Origin of the sequence: Pontibacter virosus, from assembly GCF_003096355.1 — a bacterium.
In the GTDB taxonomy this organism is placed as follows: Bacteria; Bacteroidota; Bacteroidia; order Cytophagales; family Hymenobacteraceae; genus Pontibacter; species Pontibacter virosus.
This window is the reverse complement of record NZ_QEKI01000011.1, coordinates 76,125-94,662: the sequence shown is the minus strand read 5'-3', so window position 1 is coordinate 94,662 and position 18,538 is coordinate 76,125. Positions and strand designations below refer to the sequence as shown.

The 18,538-nt window shown below is 52.4% G+C and carries 19 protein-coding genes; 4 read left to right on the top strand and 15 right to left on the bottom strand.

All coding sequences use genetic code 11. The annotated features are described in order from the left end of the window. The 15 genes from C8E01_RS15390 to C8E01_RS15320 form a co-directional block, all read right to left on the bottom strand. Positions 1–696 (bottom strand): ABC transporter permease subunit (locus tag C8E01_RS15390; RefSeq protein WP_116544349.1); only part of this gene is annotated, 696 nt, incomplete at its 3' end. Between the two features lie 3 nt (positions 697–699). Next, positions 700–1,410: an ABC transporter ATP-binding protein gene (locus C8E01_RS15385; protein ID WP_116544348.1), complete on the bottom strand. Its 711-nt coding sequence runs from the start codon at positions 1,408–1,410 to the stop codon at positions 700–702. Then, a complete protein-coding gene (locus tag C8E01_RS15380) occupies positions 1,343–2,671 on the bottom strand; it encodes a nitrous oxide reductase family maturation protein NosD (protein WP_116544347.1) in 1,329 nt (442 codons plus the stop codon). Before C8E01_RS15380 ends, C8E01_RS15385 begins: the two co-directional genes overlap by 68 nt. Continuing rightward, entirely contained in the window at positions 2,655–3,122 is a 468-nt protein-coding gene (locus C8E01_RS15375) for a nitrous oxide reductase accessory protein NosL (RefSeq protein WP_116544346.1), read from the bottom strand. The genes C8E01_RS15380 and C8E01_RS15375 overlap by 17 nt, the downstream gene beginning before the upstream one ends. 16 nt (positions 3,123–3,138) lie before the next feature. Beyond that, positions 3,139–3,720 carry a hypothetical protein gene (locus C8E01_RS15370; RefSeq protein WP_116544345.1) on the bottom strand — a complete coding sequence of 194 codons (582 nt, stop codon included), beginning with the start codon at positions 3,718–3,720 and terminating at the stop codon, positions 3,139–3,141. 87 nt (positions 3,721–3,807) lie between these two features. Next, positions 3,808–5,844, bottom strand: a complete 2,037-nt coding sequence (gene nosZ, locus C8E01_RS15365; RefSeq protein ID WP_116544344.1) for a Sec-dependent nitrous-oxide reductase — start codon at positions 5,842–5,844, stop codon at positions 3,808–3,810. Between the two features lie 22 nt (positions 5,845–5,866). Then, positions 5,867–6,412, bottom strand: coding sequence for a c-type cytochrome (locus C8E01_RS15360; protein WP_243409610.1), 546 nt, complete (start codon positions 6,410–6,412; stop codon positions 5,867–5,869). Positions 6,413–6,705: 293 nt separating this feature from the next. Beyond that, positions 6,706–7,473, bottom strand: a complete 768-nt coding sequence (locus C8E01_RS15355; protein ID WP_116544343.1) for an ABC transporter permease — start codon at positions 7,471–7,473, stop codon at positions 6,706–6,708. Between the two features lie 3 nt (positions 7,474–7,476). Next, a complete protein-coding gene (locus C8E01_RS15350; RefSeq protein ID WP_116544342.1) occupies positions 7,477–8,184 on the bottom strand; it encodes an ABC transporter ATP-binding protein in 708 nt (235 codons plus the stop codon). Further along, positions 8,147–9,445, bottom strand: coding sequence for a nitrous oxide reductase family maturation protein NosD (locus tag C8E01_RS15345; protein WP_116544341.1), 1,299 nt, complete (start codon positions 9,443–9,445; stop codon positions 8,147–8,149). Before C8E01_RS15345 ends, C8E01_RS15350 begins: the two co-directional genes overlap by 38 nt. Continuing rightward, positions 9,429–9,896 carry a nitrous oxide reductase accessory protein NosL gene (locus tag C8E01_RS15340; protein ID WP_116544340.1) on the bottom strand — a complete coding sequence of 156 codons (468 nt, stop codon included), beginning with the start codon at positions 9,894–9,896 and terminating at the stop codon, positions 9,429–9,431. The genes C8E01_RS15345 and C8E01_RS15340 overlap by 17 nt, the downstream gene beginning before the upstream one ends. Continuing rightward, a complete protein-coding gene (locus C8E01_RS15335; protein WP_116544339.1) occupies positions 9,893–10,495 on the bottom strand; it encodes a hypothetical protein in 603 nt (200 codons plus the stop codon). The genes C8E01_RS15340 and C8E01_RS15335 overlap by 4 nt, the downstream gene beginning before the upstream one ends. Before the next feature lie 90 nt (positions 10,496–10,585). Beyond that, complete coding sequence (gene nosZ / locus C8E01_RS15330) at positions 10,586–12,604, bottom strand: Sec-dependent nitrous-oxide reductase (RefSeq protein ID WP_116544338.1); 2,019 nt, start codon at positions 12,602–12,604, stop codon at positions 10,586–10,588. A 30-nt stretch (positions 12,605–12,634) separates the two neighbouring features. Next, positions 12,635–13,147 carry a c-type cytochrome gene (locus C8E01_RS15325; protein WP_116544337.1) on the bottom strand — a complete coding sequence of 171 codons (513 nt, stop codon included), beginning with the start codon at positions 13,145–13,147 and terminating at the stop codon, positions 12,635–12,637. Positions 13,148–13,381: 234 nt separating this feature from the next. After that, positions 13,382–13,786 carry a cupin domain-containing protein gene (locus C8E01_RS15320; protein ID WP_116544336.1) on the bottom strand — a complete coding sequence of 135 codons (405 nt, stop codon included), beginning with the start codon at positions 13,784–13,786 and terminating at the stop codon, positions 13,382–13,384. 189 nt (positions 13,787–13,975) lie between these two features. Between C8E01_RS15320 and C8E01_RS15315 the strand changes: the two genes are divergently transcribed. The 4 genes from C8E01_RS15315 (at position 13,976) to C8E01_RS15300 (ending at position 18,538) form a co-directional block, all read left to right on the top strand. Then, positions 13,976–14,350: a hypothetical protein gene (locus C8E01_RS15315; protein ID WP_116544335.1), complete on the top strand. Its 375-nt coding sequence runs from the start codon at positions 13,976–13,978 to the stop codon at positions 14,348–14,350. A 65-nt stretch (positions 14,351–14,415) separates the two neighbouring features. Further along, entirely contained in the window at positions 14,416–15,315 is a 900-nt protein-coding gene (locus tag C8E01_RS15310) for a hypothetical protein (RefSeq protein ID WP_116544334.1), read from the top strand. Positions 15,316–15,390: 75 nt separating this feature from the next. Next, positions 15,391–17,691 (top strand): nitric-oxide reductase large subunit, encoded by a 2,301-nt coding sequence (locus C8E01_RS15305; protein ID WP_116544333.1) that lies wholly within the window; start codon positions 15,391–15,393, stop codon positions 17,689–17,691. Between the two features lie 214 nt (positions 17,692–17,905). Next, positions 17,906–18,538: a hypothetical protein gene (locus C8E01_RS15300; protein ID WP_116544332.1), complete on the top strand. Its 633-nt coding sequence runs from the start codon at positions 17,906–17,908 to the stop codon at positions 18,536–18,538.

Here is an 18,538-nt window from a genome sequence, read left to right as displayed (position 1 = left end):
GAAGGCCAGGCCCACCCCCCAGCCGCTGCCGAAGATGCTCTTGTAGAGGGCCCCGGTGTAGCCCATCATGGCCGAGACGTCCAGGTGGAGCAGCACCAGCACCCGCCCCAAATCCACGGGGTTGAGGGCCGTGAGCGCCAGGGTGGCGTACTCGAGCGGGTAGTCGCCGAAGGAGTAGAGGATGAAGAGCACGATGCCGTCGTAGATCAGCGCAAAGTAGAACCAGAGCAGCAGGGCGATGCCGATGCCCTTGGCCTTGTCGCGCGTGGCGACCGAGGCCAGGAAGGCCAGGGCCACGAAGATGAAGGTGACAAACAGGCCCGTGAGCACCAGGTAGAGGCCCGTGGCCCCGGGGGCGAAAAGCAGCACCGGCACGCCTACGCCTATCAAAAAGGCGGCAGACAGGGAGAGCGAGACGCCCAGGTACTCGCTCAGAAAGATCTTGCTGCGTTTGATCGGCTGGGAGATCAAAAGCTCCATGAACTCGTAGGAGTTGTAGAAGTGGGTGGTGCCGAAGACGATGCTGATCAGGGGCACGGTCAGCAGCACCAGATTGAGCAGACTGAGCAGGCCCTTGTCGGGGCTGCCGCCCAGGTTGAATAGACCAATCGAGAGCAGGAGCAGGAACAGCGTGTAGGCCACCACGATCTTGCTGCGCACGATGTCGTACAATACGTATTTGATGATCTTGTTCATGGCTTATATAACCCTCCCTTCGTTCATGATTTTAGCGACTGCACGGCTGAGGCGCGTTTCCTGTGTTTGCTCCTTCAGATCCGAAATCGTTTCATAGAACATCACGTTGCCGTCTACCAGGCACAGTACCTCGTCGGCTACTTCCTCAATCTCGCTCATCACGTGTGAGGTGATCAGCACCAGCTTGCCTTTCTTCTTCTCTTTCAGGATTTTGCCCTTTAGAATTTCAGCCGCAAAGGGATCGAGGCCGGCGGTGGGTTCATCGAGAATTAGCACCAGCGGATCGAACAGAAAGGCCAGTGCCGCGCTCACTTTCTGCTTTGTGCCGCCCGACAGGGAGCCCATTCTTTTATCGTACATCTCTTCCAGCCTGTACAAACCGATTAATTCATCGTCCACGGCATCTTCTTTTCTGATGTCGAGGATCATCTCAATCACCTGTCGGATTTTCATGTTCTCGGGGTACTTGCCGATCTGGGGCATGTAGCCGATCTGCCTGCGGTAGGAGTGCTTTTTGAGCACGCTTTCGCCGTTGATTTTAACATCGCCGCTATCGGGCAGCACCATGCCCAGGATGCACTTGCTCATGGTGGTTTTACCTGCGCCGTTCGGGCCTATGATGGATATAACTTTACCTTTTTCGAGCTCAACGCTCACGCCACGGAGCACTTGCAGTTTGCCGTAGGACTTGTACAAATTCTCTATTGTTATCATGATCTATTTTCTTCATTAAGGGGCTCTCGTCCACCAGGTTTTGGGGAATGATACTAGGCAATACTCTTTCCATGTTGTCCAGCAGGTCAACCATGAAGCTACGCATCAGCATAACCGAAGGCGGCACCCGCTCCACGAGCATCGCGTACAAACTCACCGGCCGGTGGGGCACATCCCCTACACCGTCCTTATCCAGGTCGTAGCCCGTGTACTTGTCCCAGTAGTTGTGCTCAAAAAAGTTGTGCTGCGCGTTGCCGTTGGTACTGATGTCGAAAGAGTTTCCGGTAAAATTGTTTAGCCGGAAAGTATCATCTATACATGTGGTCATCAGTTTGATGGCCCAACCGTTGCGCTCAAAATCGTTGCTCGTGATATCGAGGCGGCTGGAGCTCTCCATGTGTATACCTGTGGTGTTGCGCCGGAATATGTTGTTGTGAATAACACTGTTGTTTATTTCTTTGAGGAGGAGCCCATACGAGGCTGCGCCCCAGTTGTCCTCGAAGACATTGTGCTCCATCCGCACATTGGTGGTGTACATCACCGCCACACCGGCGCCATTATTGCGGAAGGTGTTATGGGTATAGGCGTTTCCGTCGGAGAACATAAAGTGCAGGCCATAGCGACTGTTCTGATGGCTGATGTTACGCTCCACAGTACTGTTCTTCACCGTCTCCAGGTAGATCCCGTCCCGGTAACCCTGCACATCATTCCCGATTATCTGCACATCGTCTGTCTTGTACAAATGTATCGCATTGCCCAGCGAGGACTCTGTTCTGCCCAGGTTCTCTCCTTTCACCACATTGTCTTTTATCACGATGCCGTCTGCGTACTGCAGGTATATGCCGTAATAGGTTTTCAGTATGGTGTTGTTGAGGATCTGGATGTTGTTGTGCTGCCTGACCCGGATAGCGGCATCGTCGCGGGTATAGCTGGTGGCCACATTCTGCAGCGTGAAGCCCTGAATTGTTACGTCGTCAGAGGCAACGGTAATGATCTGCCCGCTGTTGTTGCCGTCTATCACCGGGTTGTTCTGCCCGATCAGGCGGATGGGTTGCATTATTTCTATACCTGATTCCTGGTACACCCCACCGTCCACAAGCACGACGTCGCCGGCTTTTGCCTGACCGACGGCCTCTTTCACGGAGGTATAGGTGCAGGTCTTACATACCTTTAGTGTGCCGCCAACAGCCTGTGGGCCCGTCAGCAGCACCACCAAAGCGCATGTTGTCCAAACTAGTAGATATTTATTTAGGTCTCTCATTATTTCTTACGGCTTCTTTCACTTCTCCCCAATCCAGCAGACGGCCTCCATACTCTTGCTGTAACTTCTTGGCCGTAGCCTCATCCGCTACGGCGGTCAGAAACATGCCCATGGGGCTGGGCAGCTCGGTGCTCTGCAGGAAATGCGCCTGCTCAACCTCTATCAGTGTGTTGGGGTTGGTAAAGTCGCTTACCAGCAGGTAGGCAGCCTTGTCGCTTGTTTCTGGCTGCTCAATGGTATAAGCTGCCAGACATTCGGCCGCATCGAAGAAAAAAGCCTTGCCCTTGTCGTTCACCAATTCAGCGCCATACCGGTTGTCAGACACGGTCATCTGGCAATGGGTGCAGTTAGCCTCACCATAGGGCACAGGTTTTGGCTCCACCGAGCAGCCCGTCGCTCCAATTAGTAAGAGAAGGAGGCTCAGTGTAGAAAGGGTTGGTTTGTGTAACATGTCGAAGGTTTTCGGTTTAAGTAGAATTGATTTTACGCCTGCTAAATAGGTATACGAGTCCGCCTATGACGACAGCCAGGAAGATGCCTATGCTACCCCAGGCGGGCAGCGAGAGCGCATTAAAGTTGAGTAGTGTTTTGTGGCCCAGCAAGGGCGGTATATAGGTCATGCCCGGTACTTTGATAGGAGCCTCGGGGCTGAGGTTGGTGCCAAACTTGTATAGCCAAAGGTAGAAGTCGGCAATGCCAACTGCGCCTGCGATGGCCAGCAGTAAAACCCAGTACAGTACCATTTTTGGTTTACCGAGTAGTCCTATGAGTACACCTGTCACCATAAAGAATATGACAATATAGGGCATGTATTTGAGTTCGGCAAAAGAATCCGGATTAATGGCCTCCATCCCGATGTAGTGATTCAGGATATTGAAATTCTGCAGCACGTGATCTGAACTGCCGCCCAGTTTGTTTATCCAGATGTGCAGCTCCAGCCCTTCAGGATATTGCGGGGCCTCCAGGTATATCTTCCACATCGGGAAGAAAAACAGTGTACCGAGCGACAAGGCTGCCACTACCATCAGTATTCTCAGGTATATGCGCATCTTTTCCTTTTTTAGTCTGGAGGTATAAAAAGACAGCGAAGCCTGGTTTTAACAAACTCCGCTGCCCTGTACTATCATCAGCAAATCTTAGTTGACACTTGCCTGTGCCGGAGGTACCGGTTTCTTCTCTCCTGTCGAGAATTTTATAGGAACGTTAGATCCTCTCGGTGATACCCGGACATAGCCTTGCATCTCCTGGTGGAGCGCAGAGCAGAAGTCCGTGCAGTAGAATGGAAACACACCTGCTTGCTTCGGCACCCAGCGCAGCGATTGCGTGGCACCCGGCATGATGAGTGTTTCGGCGTTATTCGCCCCCATGATAGCAAAACCATGCGGCACGTCCCAGTCCTGTTCCAGGTTCGTTACGTGGAAAATCACGGTATCGCCCACCTGCACGCCTTCGATGTTGTCTGGCGTAAAGTGGCTTCGGATAGAGGTCATGTTGATTTTCACAGTTCTGCCCTGCCTTGTCACACTGGCGTCAGACTCTTTCTTTACAGCTTCCGGGTGCGTGTTTTCGTCCAGTTTGAAGAACTTAACGCTGTTAGGGGCCACCTTGTCTGCCTGAATGGCCTGTGCGTAATGGGGTTCGGCCAGGGTCGGGAAGTCAAGGAGCATGCGCATCTTATCGCCGCTGATGTCGATCAACTGGGCGGAGTGCAACAGTTCCGGGCCTGTTGGCAGGTAACGGTCTTTGGTGATCTTGTTCATCACTACCAGGTACTTGCCATCTGGCTCTCTGGTATCCCCTCCCGGAATCATCAAGTGACCTGGCGAGTAGTATACCGGCATTCTGTCCAGCACTTGCAGGTCTTTTACGTTCCACTTCACTACCTCAGAAGACACGAACATGGTAGAGTAGGCATTGCCTTTGCCATCAAACTCAGTATGCAATGGACCTAAGCCCGGCTCCTGCACTTCACCGTAGAGTACAGATTCATACTTGAACACAGGTATACCATTCACCTCGCCATCAAAGTCCTTGTTCTCTATCGCCTGCTGCATTTTAGAGAAAGAGAATACAGGAAGCGTGGCGGCCAGCTTTCCGTTCACCACCATGTACTCCCCTGTCGGGTCCACGTCAATACCGTGCGGCGACTTAGGCGCCGGGATCAGGTACATCATACCCGGGCACTCTTCCGGCAATAAGTAGCGCACCTTCTTTATCACGTTGGATTTGGCAATGTGGGAGTTATGGTCCATCGTGTTGTGGTAGTAGTTGGCCGGCATTTCGTGTGCCTTGCCCTCGGCAGCGTACTTGGCCGCCAGTTTCCAGTTAATGGCCGCCAGGTAGTCTCTATCGTTCTGAGAGGCACCCAACTCTTTCAGCGTAGCAGACTTCTCGGTGTTGTATGTCGTGAAAAACACCCAATCTCCCGAAGGTCCCTTGCCGCCATTGGCCAGATCGTAGTCAAAACCGGGTACCAACACCTGGAAGTCCAGCTCCATGTGGCCATCGTCTTCATTCGTTTTAATGAAAGAAATAGAACCACGGAACTTGTCTTTGTACTCCGAAAGGCTGGCATCCCCCATCCCGCCTTTGTCCAGATCGAGTGGAACAGAGAAACGGGTACCCGCTAAAATGTACTCGTTGTTGTTAGTTGGGTATGGCGAGCAGTGGTTACCGGCTGAGTTCGGGATCTCCATGATCTCCACTGTCTCAAAAGTCGTTAAATCCACTTTTGCCACACGCGGCGTGTTGTTGCCGTTCACATAAAGGTACTTGCCGTCTGCCATCCCATCAGTGCGTGACAGTTTCGGGTGATGCAGGTCATCCCAGGGCACAAACCCGTGCGAGGTCATCAGCATGGGCTTCGTTTCCTCGTTGTAGCCGTAGCCGTTCTCGGCAAACTGCGTGAAAACAGGTATCACCTTCAGAAGCCTGCCAGAAGGAAGGCCGTATACCGACACCTGCCCGTTAAAACCTCCCGACAGGAAGGAGTAATACTCATCGTGCTGTCCTGGTGGCACATAAACAGCTGCCGCAGCATCAGAGTCTACTGTTTCTGATCTCTTATTTCCTTCTCCTCCTCCACATCCCTGCAGTACCGCCCCTGCCATCAGCGTAAACATCACGCCTAGCTTGGGGGCTATCATTTTTAATTTATGGTTCAGTACTTCCATGAAATTTAGGGTTTAGTTAAGTTTATTTTCCTTGTGCTTGCAGGTCGTTGAGTCGCATAAACTCAAGCAGTGCTCGGGCGTCTTTTTCGTTGATGTTCTGGTTGGTCATCTGCGTTAAGTGCTCAGCCAGCAGCTTTTTGGCGGTCGGGTCTTTTTTGGTCATTTCCTCCGGGTTGATCACCATGTTCATGATCCACTCCGGCTTGCGCTTCTCGGTCACACCCAGCAGGCCGGGGCCCACTACTTTGTCAGCTGTAAGTGTGTGGCAGGCAGAGCACTTGCTTTCATAAATGGCTTTACCTTCTGCGGCCAGCGCATCATCGATGTTCTCACTAAGTTCTATCGAAGAAACAGGTCCTATACCTTTGCCATCATCTTCTGCAGGGGCTTGTTCCTGCTGGTGAGCCAGGCCGGTTTGCTCTTTCGATTCGGTTGCATTATTTTCACTATCGCCTGACGAGCAACTGAAGAGCACAGTGCCGCAGAAAAGCGCTACTACGCTATACCTGACAGAACCAGGAAGAAGATCTCGTAGTATTTTGTTTAATGAATAGGACTGATTTGCCATAGTTTTTGGTGCTTTAGGTGGGTTACGATTAAACATACTTGGCTTTTGTACGGGCTGTACGGCTTTCGGTTTGTTTTAGGGTATCAGTTGCGGCCGCCAGGCACGTTCTAAGTGTCTGTTTTCTAGTCATATTCCTGTATCCTGGAGCGAAATCCAGTGCATAGGACAGCTCCCAAAACAGTCTTATAAAGCGCTGCCCCCTAGCAAGCAAAAGAGCGCAGGCCTTTCGACCTGCGCTCTAGTACACACAAACACTATTACTTTAAATTTTACAGCAATCGGGAAGCTTTGTGCTACAAATCCCTTGTCTGGAATACCTTTCGGGAGGCCAGCAGGGGCACGAGCACCCAGAGCAGGAGCACCACAAAGGCCAGGCCCACCCCCCAGCCGCTGCCGAAGATGCTCTTGTAGAGGGCCCCGGTGTAGCCCATCATGGCCGAGACGTCCAGGTTAAGGAGCACCAGCACCCGCCCCAAATCCACGGGGTTGAGGGCCGTGAGCGCCAGGGTGGCGTACTCGAGCGGGTAGTCGCCGAAGGAGTAGAGGATGAAGAGCACGATCCCGTCGTAGATCAGGGCGAAGTAGAACCAGAGCAGCAGGGCGATGCCGATGCCCTTGGCTTTATCCCTTGTGATGACCGAGGCCAGAAAGGCCAGGGCCACGAAGATGAAGGTGACAAACAGGCCTGTGAGCACCAGGTAGAGGCCCGTGGCCCCCGGGGCGAAAAGCAGCACCGGCACGCCCACCCCCAGCAGGAAGGCGGCCGACAGCGAGAGCGAGACGCCCAGGTACTCGCTCAGGAAGATGCGGCTGCGGCGGATGGGCTGGGAGACCAAAAGCTCCATGAACTCGTAGGAGTTGTAGAAGTGGGTCGTGCCGAAGACGATGCTGATCAGGGGCACGGTCAAAAGCACCAGGTTCAGGAGGCTCAGCAGGCCTTTGTCGGGGCTGCCGCCCAGGTTGAATAGACCAATCGAGAGCAGCAGCAGGAACAGCGTGTAGGCCACCACGATCTTGTTGCGCACGATGTCGTACAATACGTATTTGATGATCTTGTTCATGGCTTAGTCCTCCTCGTTCATAATCTTGGCAATGGCGCGGCTCAACCGCTCCTCATTCGCCTGTTGTTTGATCTCTTTAATGGTGTCGTGAAATTTCACCGTTCCGTCCATCAGGCACATCACTTCGTCGGCCACCTCCTCTACTTCGCTCATGATGTGCGACGTGATCAGGATGAGCTTGCCCTTTTTCTTTTCTTTCAGGATCTTGCACTTGAGTATCTCCGCTGAGATCGGATCGAGACCGGCGGTTGGTTCATCGAGAATAAGCACCTGCGGGTCGAACATGAAGGCCAGTGCCGCACTCACTTTCTGCTTCGTGCCGCCCGACAGGGAGCCCATTCTTTTATCATACATATTTTGCAGGCCATACAGGCCAATCAGTTCTTCGTCAATCACGGTGGCGTCTTTGCGGATATCGCGCACCATCTCGATCACCTGGCGGATCTTCATGTTCTCCGGGTACTTGCCGATCTGGGGCATGTAACCAATCTGCCTGCGGTAAGCATGCTTCTTCAGAACACTTTCTCCATTGAACTTGATGTCGCCGCTGTCGGGCAGCACCATGCCCAGGATGCACTTGCTCATGGTGGTCTTGCCTGCGCCGTTCGGGCCGATAATGGATACCACACGGCCACCCTCAAAGCGCACGCTCAGGTTATCGAGCACGGCCAGCTTACCGTAGGTTTTGGACAAGTTTTCTATCGCTATCATGATTTATTTTCTTCATTGAAGGTCGTTCATCGACCAGACTCTCAGGTATAAAACTCGGCAGCACCCGCTCGATACTATCCATCAGGTCTACCATAAAACTGCGCATGAACATAATGGAGGGCGGCACCCGCTCTACCAGCATCGAGTACAAACTGACAGGCCGGTAGGGCACATCCCCAGTTTTGTCTTTGTCGAGGTCGTAGCCACTGTATTTGTCCCAGTAGTTGTTCTCGAACAGGTTCATGGTGGGGCTGCCGTTGGTGCTCACATCAAAGGAGTTCCCGGTAAAGTTGTTAAGCCGGAAGGTATCCTGGATGCAGCTGGACAGCAGGCGTATGGCCCAACCGTTGCGGTCGAAGTCATTGCTGGTGATATCGAGCCGGCTGGAACTCTCCATGTAAATGCCGGTAGTGTTTCTGCGGAACGTGTTGTTGAGGATCACACTTTGTGAAATATCTTTCAGGAGAAGTCCGTAAGAGGCTGCTCCCCAATTGTCTTCAAAGGTGTTGTGCTCCATCCGGATGTTGCGGGTGTACATGACTGCTACACCGGCTCCGTTCTTGCTGAAAACGTTGTGGGTATACACATTGCCGTCCGAGAACATAAAGTGCAGTCCGTAGCGGTTGTTGCGCTCGCTGGTGTTTTGGTGGACGCGGCTGTTGGTTACGTATTCGAAATAGATGCCGTCGCGGTGGCCTTCCACCCTGTTGTTGCTTATTTCGGCACCGTCAGTGCGCCATACGTGGATGGCATTGCCAAGTGACGATTCTATTTTGCCGGTATTCTCTCCTTTTACCACATTGCCCTTCACCACACTGTTGTCGGCGTTTTGCAGGTATATCCCGAAGTAAGTGTTGAGCACTGTGTTGTTGAGGATCTGAATGTTTTCGCGGTCGGCCACCCGGATGGCGGCGTCGTCGCGCATGTAGCTCACGGCTACGTTCTGTACAGTAAAGCCCTCCAGCTTTACGTTGGATGATTTGATGGTGATGATCTGTCCACTGTTCTGGCCGTCTATCACCGGGTTGTTGCGCCCGATCAAACTGATGGGCTGGGTGATTTCTATACCTGACTCCAGGTATACGCCTCCGTCCACAAGCACAACGTCGCCGGCTTTCGCCTTGCTCACAGCTTCTTTCACGGAGTGGTACTCGCAGGTGGTGCATACCCTCAGTGTGTCGCCGAAAGCCGCAGGGCTATCCAGCAGCCACACCAGAGCGCATGCTGTCCAAACTACTATGTATTTACTCAGGTTTTTCATTATTCTGTACGGCTTTCATGGCCTCTTCCCAGTTCAGCAGGCGACCGCCTACTTCCTGGTGCATTTTATCTGCTGTGGCTCGATCGGCCACAGCCGTCAGGAACATGCCCATCGGGCTTGGCAACTCTTTGCTTTGTATAAAATTGGCACTACGGGCGTCAATCAGTTCGTTTGGCCGGGTGAAGTCGGTCACCAGCACAAAGGCGGCTTTATCAGCCTGCCCCGGGTTTTCCTGCAGGTATGCCGCCAGGCACTCAGCTGAGTCAAAGTAAAAGGGCTTGCCTTTGTCATTAACCATTTCTGCCCCATACCTGTTATCTGACACTGTCATCTGGCAGCGGGTGCAGTTCACCTCGCCGTAGGCAATAGCCCTGGGCTCTACCTGGCAACCTGCCAGCAGGAATAGCGCCATCAGCACCAGGCAGTTCAGGTATAAGTTCAGCGATTTCATGCCATTACTTTTTTGGCTGTTTTCACTTGCACTGTGTTGCGGCTGAAGAAGTACACCAGACCTGCCAGCAATATTGCTAGCCCTATTCCCAAGCTTCCTATAGCAGGCAGCGACAAGGCATCGAAGTTAAGGAGCGTCTTGCTTCCGAGTAGTGGTGGCACGTACGTCATGCCCGGAACTTTGATCGGGGCAGTCGGGTCGAGGTTGGTACCGAACTTGTTGAGCCACATGTAGAAGTCAGCTATACCGACAGCACCGCCTATCATCAGCATTACGACCCAGGAAAGCACCAGTTTTCTATTGCCCAGCAGGGCCACCAGTATACCTGTTACCATAAAGAAGATGACGATATAAGGCATGATTTTGAGTTCTGCGAAAGACTCGGCGTGAATGGGCTCCATGCCGATGTAGTGGTTGAGAATATTGAAATTCTGAAGCGATCCTTCTGTGTCACCTGAAATCTTGTTGACCCAGATGTGCATCTCCAGCCCTTCCGGGTACTGTGGTGCTTTGAGGTAAATCTTCCACATGGGGAAGAGGAATAACAAACCGAGAGACAGCGAGGCTATCATCATCAGCACTTTGTGGTAAGCTTTCATCCTTGGTGGTTTTAAGGTGAAATTTAAAAAATAAGCGGAGGCTGCTTTGGGCAACCTCCGCTTTTGTATTGCCCGGCTTATCCCAGTTGGTTAAGCGGCAGGCTTCTTTTTGCCTGTTGAGAAGGAAATCGGTACAGGAGAGCCTTTAGGAGATACTCTGATGTAGCCTTGCATTTCCTGGTGGAGTGCAGAACAGAAGTCGGTGCAGTAGAATGGGAACACACCGGCTTTCTTCGGTACCCAGCGCAGGGTTTGTGTTGCGCCCGGCATGATAAGGGTTTCGGCTGTGTTGGCGCCCATCACCGCGAATCCGTGCGGTACGTCCCAGTCCTGCTCGAGGTTGGTCACGTGGAAGAGTACGGTGTCACCTACCTGCACACCCTCGATGTTGTCCGGGGTCATGTGGCTGCGGATGGCCGTCATTTTCACTCTCACTACGTTGCCTTCGCGGGTCACGCTGGCGTCAGACTCTTTCTTCACCGCATGTGGGTGCTTGTTCTTGGCCAGGTCGTAGAATTTCACACTGTTAGGCGCTATTTTATCGGCTTTGATGGCCTGTGCGTAGTGCGGTTCAGCTACGGTCGGGAAGTCGAGGAGCATACGCATTTTCTCGCCGCTGATGTCGATCAACTGGGCAGAGTGCGCCAGTTCAGGACCAGTCGGCAGGTAGCGGTCTTTGGTGATCTTGTTCATTGCTACCAGGTACTTGCCATCCGGTGTGTGCGTGTCACCACCAGGGATCATCAAGTGACCAACTGAGTAGTAAACCGGCATTCTGTCAACTACTGTGAAGTCGCTCAATTTCCATTTTACCACTTCAGAAGACACGAACATAGAGGTATAGGCGTTGCCTTTTCCGTCAAACTCGGTGTGCAATGGTCCGAGACCTGGCTCAGGCACTTCGGCTTTCAGCACAGACTCGTATTTGAACACTGGGATACCGTTGATCTCACCGTCGAACGCTTTGTCTTCGATCGCCTTCTGCATTTTAGAGAAAGAGAACACCGGGATGGTTGCAGCCAGTTTACCGCTTACTACCATGTGCTCGCCGCTTGGGTCCACGTCGATGCCGTGTGGTGACTTAGGCGCCGGGATCAGGTACATCATGCCCGGGCAGTCTTCCGGAAGCAGGTAGCGAACCGTCTTCTTGATAGTAGACTTGGCGATGTGCGTATCCTTGTCCATTTTGTTGTGATAGTAGTAGGCTGGCATTTCTTTCGCCTTGCCTTCTGCGGCATACTTGGCAGCCAGTTTCCAGTTCACAGCAGCCAGGTAGTCGCGGTCGTTTTGCGAAGCACCCAGTTCCTTCAGTGTACCGGCACGTTCTGTGTTATAGGTGGTGAAGAACACCCAGTCAGAAGACGGGCCTTTGCCACCGTTAGCCAGGTCGTAGTCGAAGCCCGGTACCAGGATCTGGAAGTCCAGTTCCATGTCGCCTTTGTCCTTGTCTACCTTGATGAAGGAGATAGAGCCGCGGAACTTGTCTTTGTACTCATCCATGCTCACATCAGCCGTACCGCCTTTCATGTCGAGTGGCACAGAGAAACGTGTACCTGCAATCACGTACTCGTTGTTATCAGTTGGGTAGGGCGAGCAGTGGTTACCGGCAGAGTTCGGGATCTCCATGATCTCTACTGTCTCGAAGGTAGTCAGGTCGACACGGGCTACACGTGGTGTGTTGTTACCGTTTGCAAACAGCCAGCGACCGTCAGTCATACCGTTGGTACGTGACAATTTCGGGTGGTGCAGGTCGTCCCAAGGTACAAAACCGTGTGAGGTGTTGAGCATGGCCTTGGACTCTTCGTTGTAGCCGTAGCCGTTCTCGCCGTGCTGCGTGAACACCGGAATGATTTTCAGCAGTCGGCCGGAAGGAAGTCCGTACACAGACATCTGTCCGTTAAAACCGCCAGACAGGAAAGAATAGTACTCGTCGTGCTTGCCAGGTGCTACATACACTGCCTGCGCAGCATCTGAGGCAACACCAGCAGCTGTGGCACTACCTTCGCCAGGTCCGCTGCTGCAACCCTGCAGTACCGCGCCGCCAGCAAGTGCCAGCGTAAAGGCCGCAGCAGGAGCTGCTTTTTTGATGGTTGTGAATAATGATTTCATCGTGGTTATGGTTTTTGCTGTTTTTTTTGATTAAGAATTTTTGTCGTTCTGACGCAGGAACTCAAGCAGTGCTCTGGCGTCTGTTTCGTTGATGTTCTGGTTGGTCATCTGTGTTAAGTGCTCGGCCAGTAGTTTTTTGGCAGCCGGGTCTTTTTTAGTCATTTCCTCCGGGTTGATGATCATGTTCATCACCCACTCTGGCTTGCGGCGTTCTGTCACACCGGCCATACCTGGACCAACCACTTTCTGGTCAGACAATTGGTGGCAGGCAGAGCACTTGCCTTCGAAAATGGATTTGCCCTCAGCGGCTAGTGCCTCGTCTATTTCTGCTCCTACTTCAACTGACGTAATGGGTCCTATACCTTTTCCGTCATCCTCCACTGGAGCGGCAGGTGCCTGATGGGCCAGGCCTGATTCCTGTTTTGTTTCAGTAGTGGCGGTGTTGTCAGAAGAGCAGCTGTAGAATACCAGAGCAGCAAGGAAAAGTAAAGCAGCGGATTTGATCGATTTCATGTTGGTTGGTTTTTGTTTTTTGATTTTCATGAAGTTTACTGTTTTGCACTGTGAGGGTCAGATCCTGTCTTAGATGATTTATTTTTTAGAACCGAACTCCTCTTTAATTGGTACTGTTTGGCTTTCATTTACAATACAAAGGTATTCTTGGTATGCTTTTTAATAAAAGACCTTTATCTCTTTTAATAGTGACCTTTGTCATCTTTTTGCTTTGGCGATCCTGATATACTGGCAAGACATTGCTTTTCAGGCCCGTCAGCTCGGCTAAGCTTGTGCGGGAAGTGGTGATACCGTAAGCAGGAAGGTGGCTTCTTCGAGCGCCTCAACACTGTGTCGTACATGCGCCGGCAGCGTCAACATTTGGCCTATGGCAAGCTCCATGGATTCTTCTTGCGTGTTGAATCTGATCCGACCCTCCATCACCTGCACGCTGATGGGACCCGGCGCCTGATGCGGTTTTATTTCCGTTCCGGCCTGCATCACATTCAGCAGGATGCGCAACGTCTCGGACTTAAGGACTGTTCTGGATCCCCGCCCGCTTTTTTGCCAGTTCTCCTCCTCCTTCAGTACTTGTGCCAAAGTGGTCAGGTCAGTGGTAAGCAGTGCCTTATGGCTTTCCCTGCCTTGGGAACTGCCGGCTTGCTGTGACTTATCTGCTTCTTCTTTCATATCTCTATATTATATAGGTGTGCTACAGCCAGGTCTGCTTTCTAGCGCCTTAACCTTGTACAAAGGTATTCCTGGACCTCCTTTTTATAGAAGACCTTTATCTCTTTTATTAATGACCTATGTCATTTTTCTCCTTGAGACCCTGTAAGACCTTTGCAACAGTTCAAAAACAAATGAAGCGTAAATGTCATGAGACGGCTTGCTGTAATATTTTGTGTGCTGTGTGTGCTGGTGCAGCCCCTGAGCAAGCAGGGTGTCTTAATGATATATCAACTCAACAAAGCTTACATTGCCAGCGAACTTTGCGAGAACAGGTTTATACCTGGCTCTGACTGCCAGGGCAAATGCCACCTCCGCAAAGAACTTCAAAAGGACACAGAGCGCGAAAAGCAGGCGCCACGCCAGCAGCAGAGCACGATCGACATGATCGCCTTCCAAACAGCGCGACTTCCATTGGCACCGGCTATCGTTCAGAAAGAGAACAACAACCGCTGCCTATACCTGACCGGAGCTTATGCCTCACCCGATTTTGCCATCTTCCATCCCCCAAGCTTCATGGCTTAGTTTCGACCCCGGTGTTCCCTTTCGGCACCACCCCTTTCAATTTTAAAATTCAAGAGAACTAAGTCATGAAAAAGATATTCTTACTTGCCATCGCGCTATTATCGATCAACATCAGCAGCCAGGCCTGCGACAAAGGCTGTACCATGGGTGGCAGCTACATGGGTATTTTGCCCCAATTCCATAAAAACTTTGTGGGGCTGCGCTACACCACCCGCTCCTATACCACTACTGCCACGCACGGCCACCATGTGCAGGTCACAAACGAGCATTTTGCCACTGCCGAGCTGTGGGGCCGCTTTGTGCCAGTCAAAAATGTGCAGGTATTTGCCTTTGTGCCTTATATGCTAAATGAACAGACCGGTGGTCACCATGCCATTAAAAGCAGAGGCTTCGGGGATGTGACGCTGATGGCCAATTACTCGCTCCTCAACACCGGCGACAGAATGGACCGCGATCTGAAGCACACGCTGCAAGTGGGTGGCGGCGTGAAACTCGCCACAGGCGCATACCGCAACCAGGAGCACGGTGAGCAGCTGGCTCCCAACATGCAACCCGGTACCGGCACCACCGATTATCTGGCAAACGGCATGTATACCATACGCTACAAGCAACTGGGTCTGAGCAACGACGTGACCTACCGCTTTAATACCGAGAACAGCAACGGCTATCGCTTCGGCAACCGCCTTAGCGCCTCTTCTAACCTGTTTTACTGGCAAAATGTAAAGAGCATCTCCCTGTTGCCAAGCGCGGGCGTGTACTACGAGCATGCAGAAGGTGACCGGATAGAAGGAGCCCCTAATCTGCAGAAAGGTGGTGATTCTTTCTTCACCAACCTGGGCCTAAGCGTGTATGTGAAAAACATCGCCGTGGGGGGTACCGTGCAACTGCCTGTCAGCAGCACCGAGGCACACCACCACACCGAAGGCAACCGCCGCAGCATGGTGAACCTGACCTACATGTTCTAACAGGATCATGGCAGCAATCCCGGCAAGTGAGTTTCAACTCTAATTCAATATATACCACTCAAATTTTTACCCTTTATGAAATACAGAAACCTCTGGCTGGGATTTATTGCCGTGATCGTCGGCTCCTTCGCCGTTCTCGGGTACTACGGTATCGAGATTTACAGAGAAGCACCACCTATACCTGTCAAGGTGGTCACCACTTCGGGAAAAGTGCTCTTTACGGAGCAGGACATTAAAGACGGGCAGAACGTATGGCAGTCCACGGGCGGCCAGCAATTGGGCTCTGTCTGGGGCCACGGCGCCTACATTGCACCTGACTGGAGCGCTGACTGGCTACATAAAGAGGCTATGTACTTCCTGGACTACTGGGCGCAGCAGGAAAAGGGCGTGCTCTATGACGACCTGGACGAAGAGACAAAGGCCATGCTGGAGGCCCGTCTGCAGAAGCAGATCCGTGCGAACACCTACGACCCTGAGACAGGTATCCTGACTGTGTCGGACCTGCGTGCCGAGGCCATTGCCGAAGTGGGCAAGCACTATACCGGCCTGTTTATGAACGACCCGGCACTGGCCAAACACCGCGACGCCTACGCCATGAAGGACAACACCGTGGAAGATCCGGTGCGCATGGAAAAACTCAACACCTTCTTCTTCTGGACCTCCTGGGCCTGCGTGACGGAGCGTCCGGGCAAAAAAATTACCTATACCAACAACTGGCCTGCCGAGAAACTGGTGGCCAACGAGCCTAGCTCCGACCTGATCATCTGGACCGGTTTCTCGGTAATCATCCTGATCGCGGGTGTGGGTATGCTGGCATACTACTACGCTTCCAACCGCGAAGAAGAAATAGACCACTCCAAACTACCGAAGCAGGACCCTTTACTGGGCTTGACGGCTACGCCTTCTATGAAGGCCACCCTGAAGTACTTCTGGATTGTAACCGCCCTTATTCTCGTCCAGGTCACGCTCGGGGTTGTCTCAGCGCACTACGGTGTGGAGGGGCAGGCTTTGTATGGCTTCCCGCTGGCTGAGTACCTCCCCTACTCTATTACCCGCACCTGGCACGTACAGCTGGCCATTTTCTGGATTGCGACTTCCTGGTTGGCTACTGGTCTGTACATAGCACCTGCCGTGTCGGGTCACGAGCCGAAATTCCAGAAACTGGGCGTGAACTTCCTCTTCGTCTGCTTGCTCATCATCGTGGCCGGTTCGCTGGCCGGTCAGTGGTACGGCATCATGCAGAAGCTGGGCTATACCGAAAACTTCTGGTTCGGTCACCAGGGCTACGAGTATGTGGACCTGGGTCGTTTCTGGCAGATCTTCCTGCTGGTGGGCTTGTTCCTGTGGCTGGCCCTGATGGTGCGTGCGATCCTGCCTGCCTTTAAAAACGACGTGGAAGGACGCCACCTGCTGGGTATGTTCCTGATATCGTCAGCTGCCATTGCCCTGTTCTATGCCGCTGGCATGATGTGGGGACAGCACACCAACCTGGCTATTGCCGAGTACTGGCGCTGGTGGGTGGTGCACCTGTGGGTAGAGGGCTTCTTCGAAGTGTTCGCTACGGTAGTCATCGCCTTCCTGTTCGTGCGCATGGGCTTGCTGGATACCAAAATCGCTACCACTACGGTACTGTTCTCCACGATCATCTTCCTGTTCGGTGGTATACTGGGTACTTTCCACCACTTGTACTTCAGCGGCACGCCAACGGCAGTAATGGCCCTGGGAGCTACCTTTAGTGCGCTGGAAGTGGTACCACTGGTATTAATCGGTTTCGAGGCCTACCATAACCTGCAGATCAGCAAGCTTACCCTCTGGATCAAAGCTTATAAGTGGCCAATTTACTCTTTCGTAGCCGTGGCTTTCTGGAACCTAGTGGGTGCCGGTGTGTTTGGTTTCGTGATCAACCCGCCGATCGCGCTCTACTACATGCAGGGACTTAACACCACGCCTGTGCACGCCCATACTGCACTATTCGGGGTATACGGCATGCTGGGTATCGGCCTGATGCTATTCGTGCTCAAAGGTCTGTCTGCCCGTCGCCGCTGGAAAGACGGTGTCATCAGTTTCGCCTTCTGGTCTATCAACATCGGCCTGATTTTGATGGTACTGATTAGTGTGCTGCCAATCGGTCTGATGCAAACCTGGGCGAGCGTGGAGCATGGTCTGTGGTACGCCCGCTCTATGGAGTTTATGCAGACTGACACGATGAACGTCCTGCGCTGGCTGCGTGTGATCGGCGACACGATCTTTGCAGGTGGTGTGCTGGCCCTGGCCTGGTTCATCATCGGCCTTAGAACCGGCTGGTCATTGGAAGCGGACGAGGATGTGACACCGCTGATCGAAGAGGAAGCACCGGCAAAACAAGTGCATTCTTAAGCTTCATTCAGCTATACCTGAAGATATCGTTCACAACAAAGCTCATTATACCTAAACCCTTTCCTGCAAGCCCTTCTGCCTTTGGTGGAAGGGCTTGTTTTTTAGATCGGCTATACCTGCGACCTCTGACACCGCAGAGCAATTTATACAGGTATAGCCTATACCTTGCATTCTTTTCGTGCGTAAGGTAAAGTCGGATTAAACATTACGGACCATGGGCATCAAGAAAATAGTCGACAAGGTAAAAGAGGAAGTGAAAGTATTAAAGGGAGAGGAGTCGAAAGACAAACTCTACCAGAATGAGCAGGACTACCCGGATGTAGCCAGTGCGCGGACGGCATTTGAAGAATCTAAAAAAAAGCTGTTCAACGTAAACCTTTGGTCGAACCTGGAGGGTATCAATTCCACTTTTGAGCTGCACAATGCCAGAGGGCTGAAAACGACGGCGGAAATACCGGAGATTGGGTATTTCATGAAGATCACGCTGCCGGCCTCCAATGTAGAAAACTGGGTAAATATATCCAGCATCCGCATAGAGGACAACCTGGCTGAGTTTACAGTGCACCCCAGTGAAAAACCTAATCCGCCAGCCGACGAGGAGGAAGTGACAGAGCACTTTTTTACCAAAGAAGCCAGCAGTACGTTTCGGGTAGAGTTGCAAGGTACCAGGCTCATTGCCTCCGAGGTTGGCAAAAATGAGTACATTAACAACCAGGGCGAAGAGTCAGGTGACCGCTCCGTGCTGAACACGCTGATAGCGGAAGGTGGCTGGGCCGGTTTTCAGGGACTGCAGTGGGACAAGCTCACCAGTTACCTCGTGCATCAGGAAGAAACCAAAGCCGGGTAA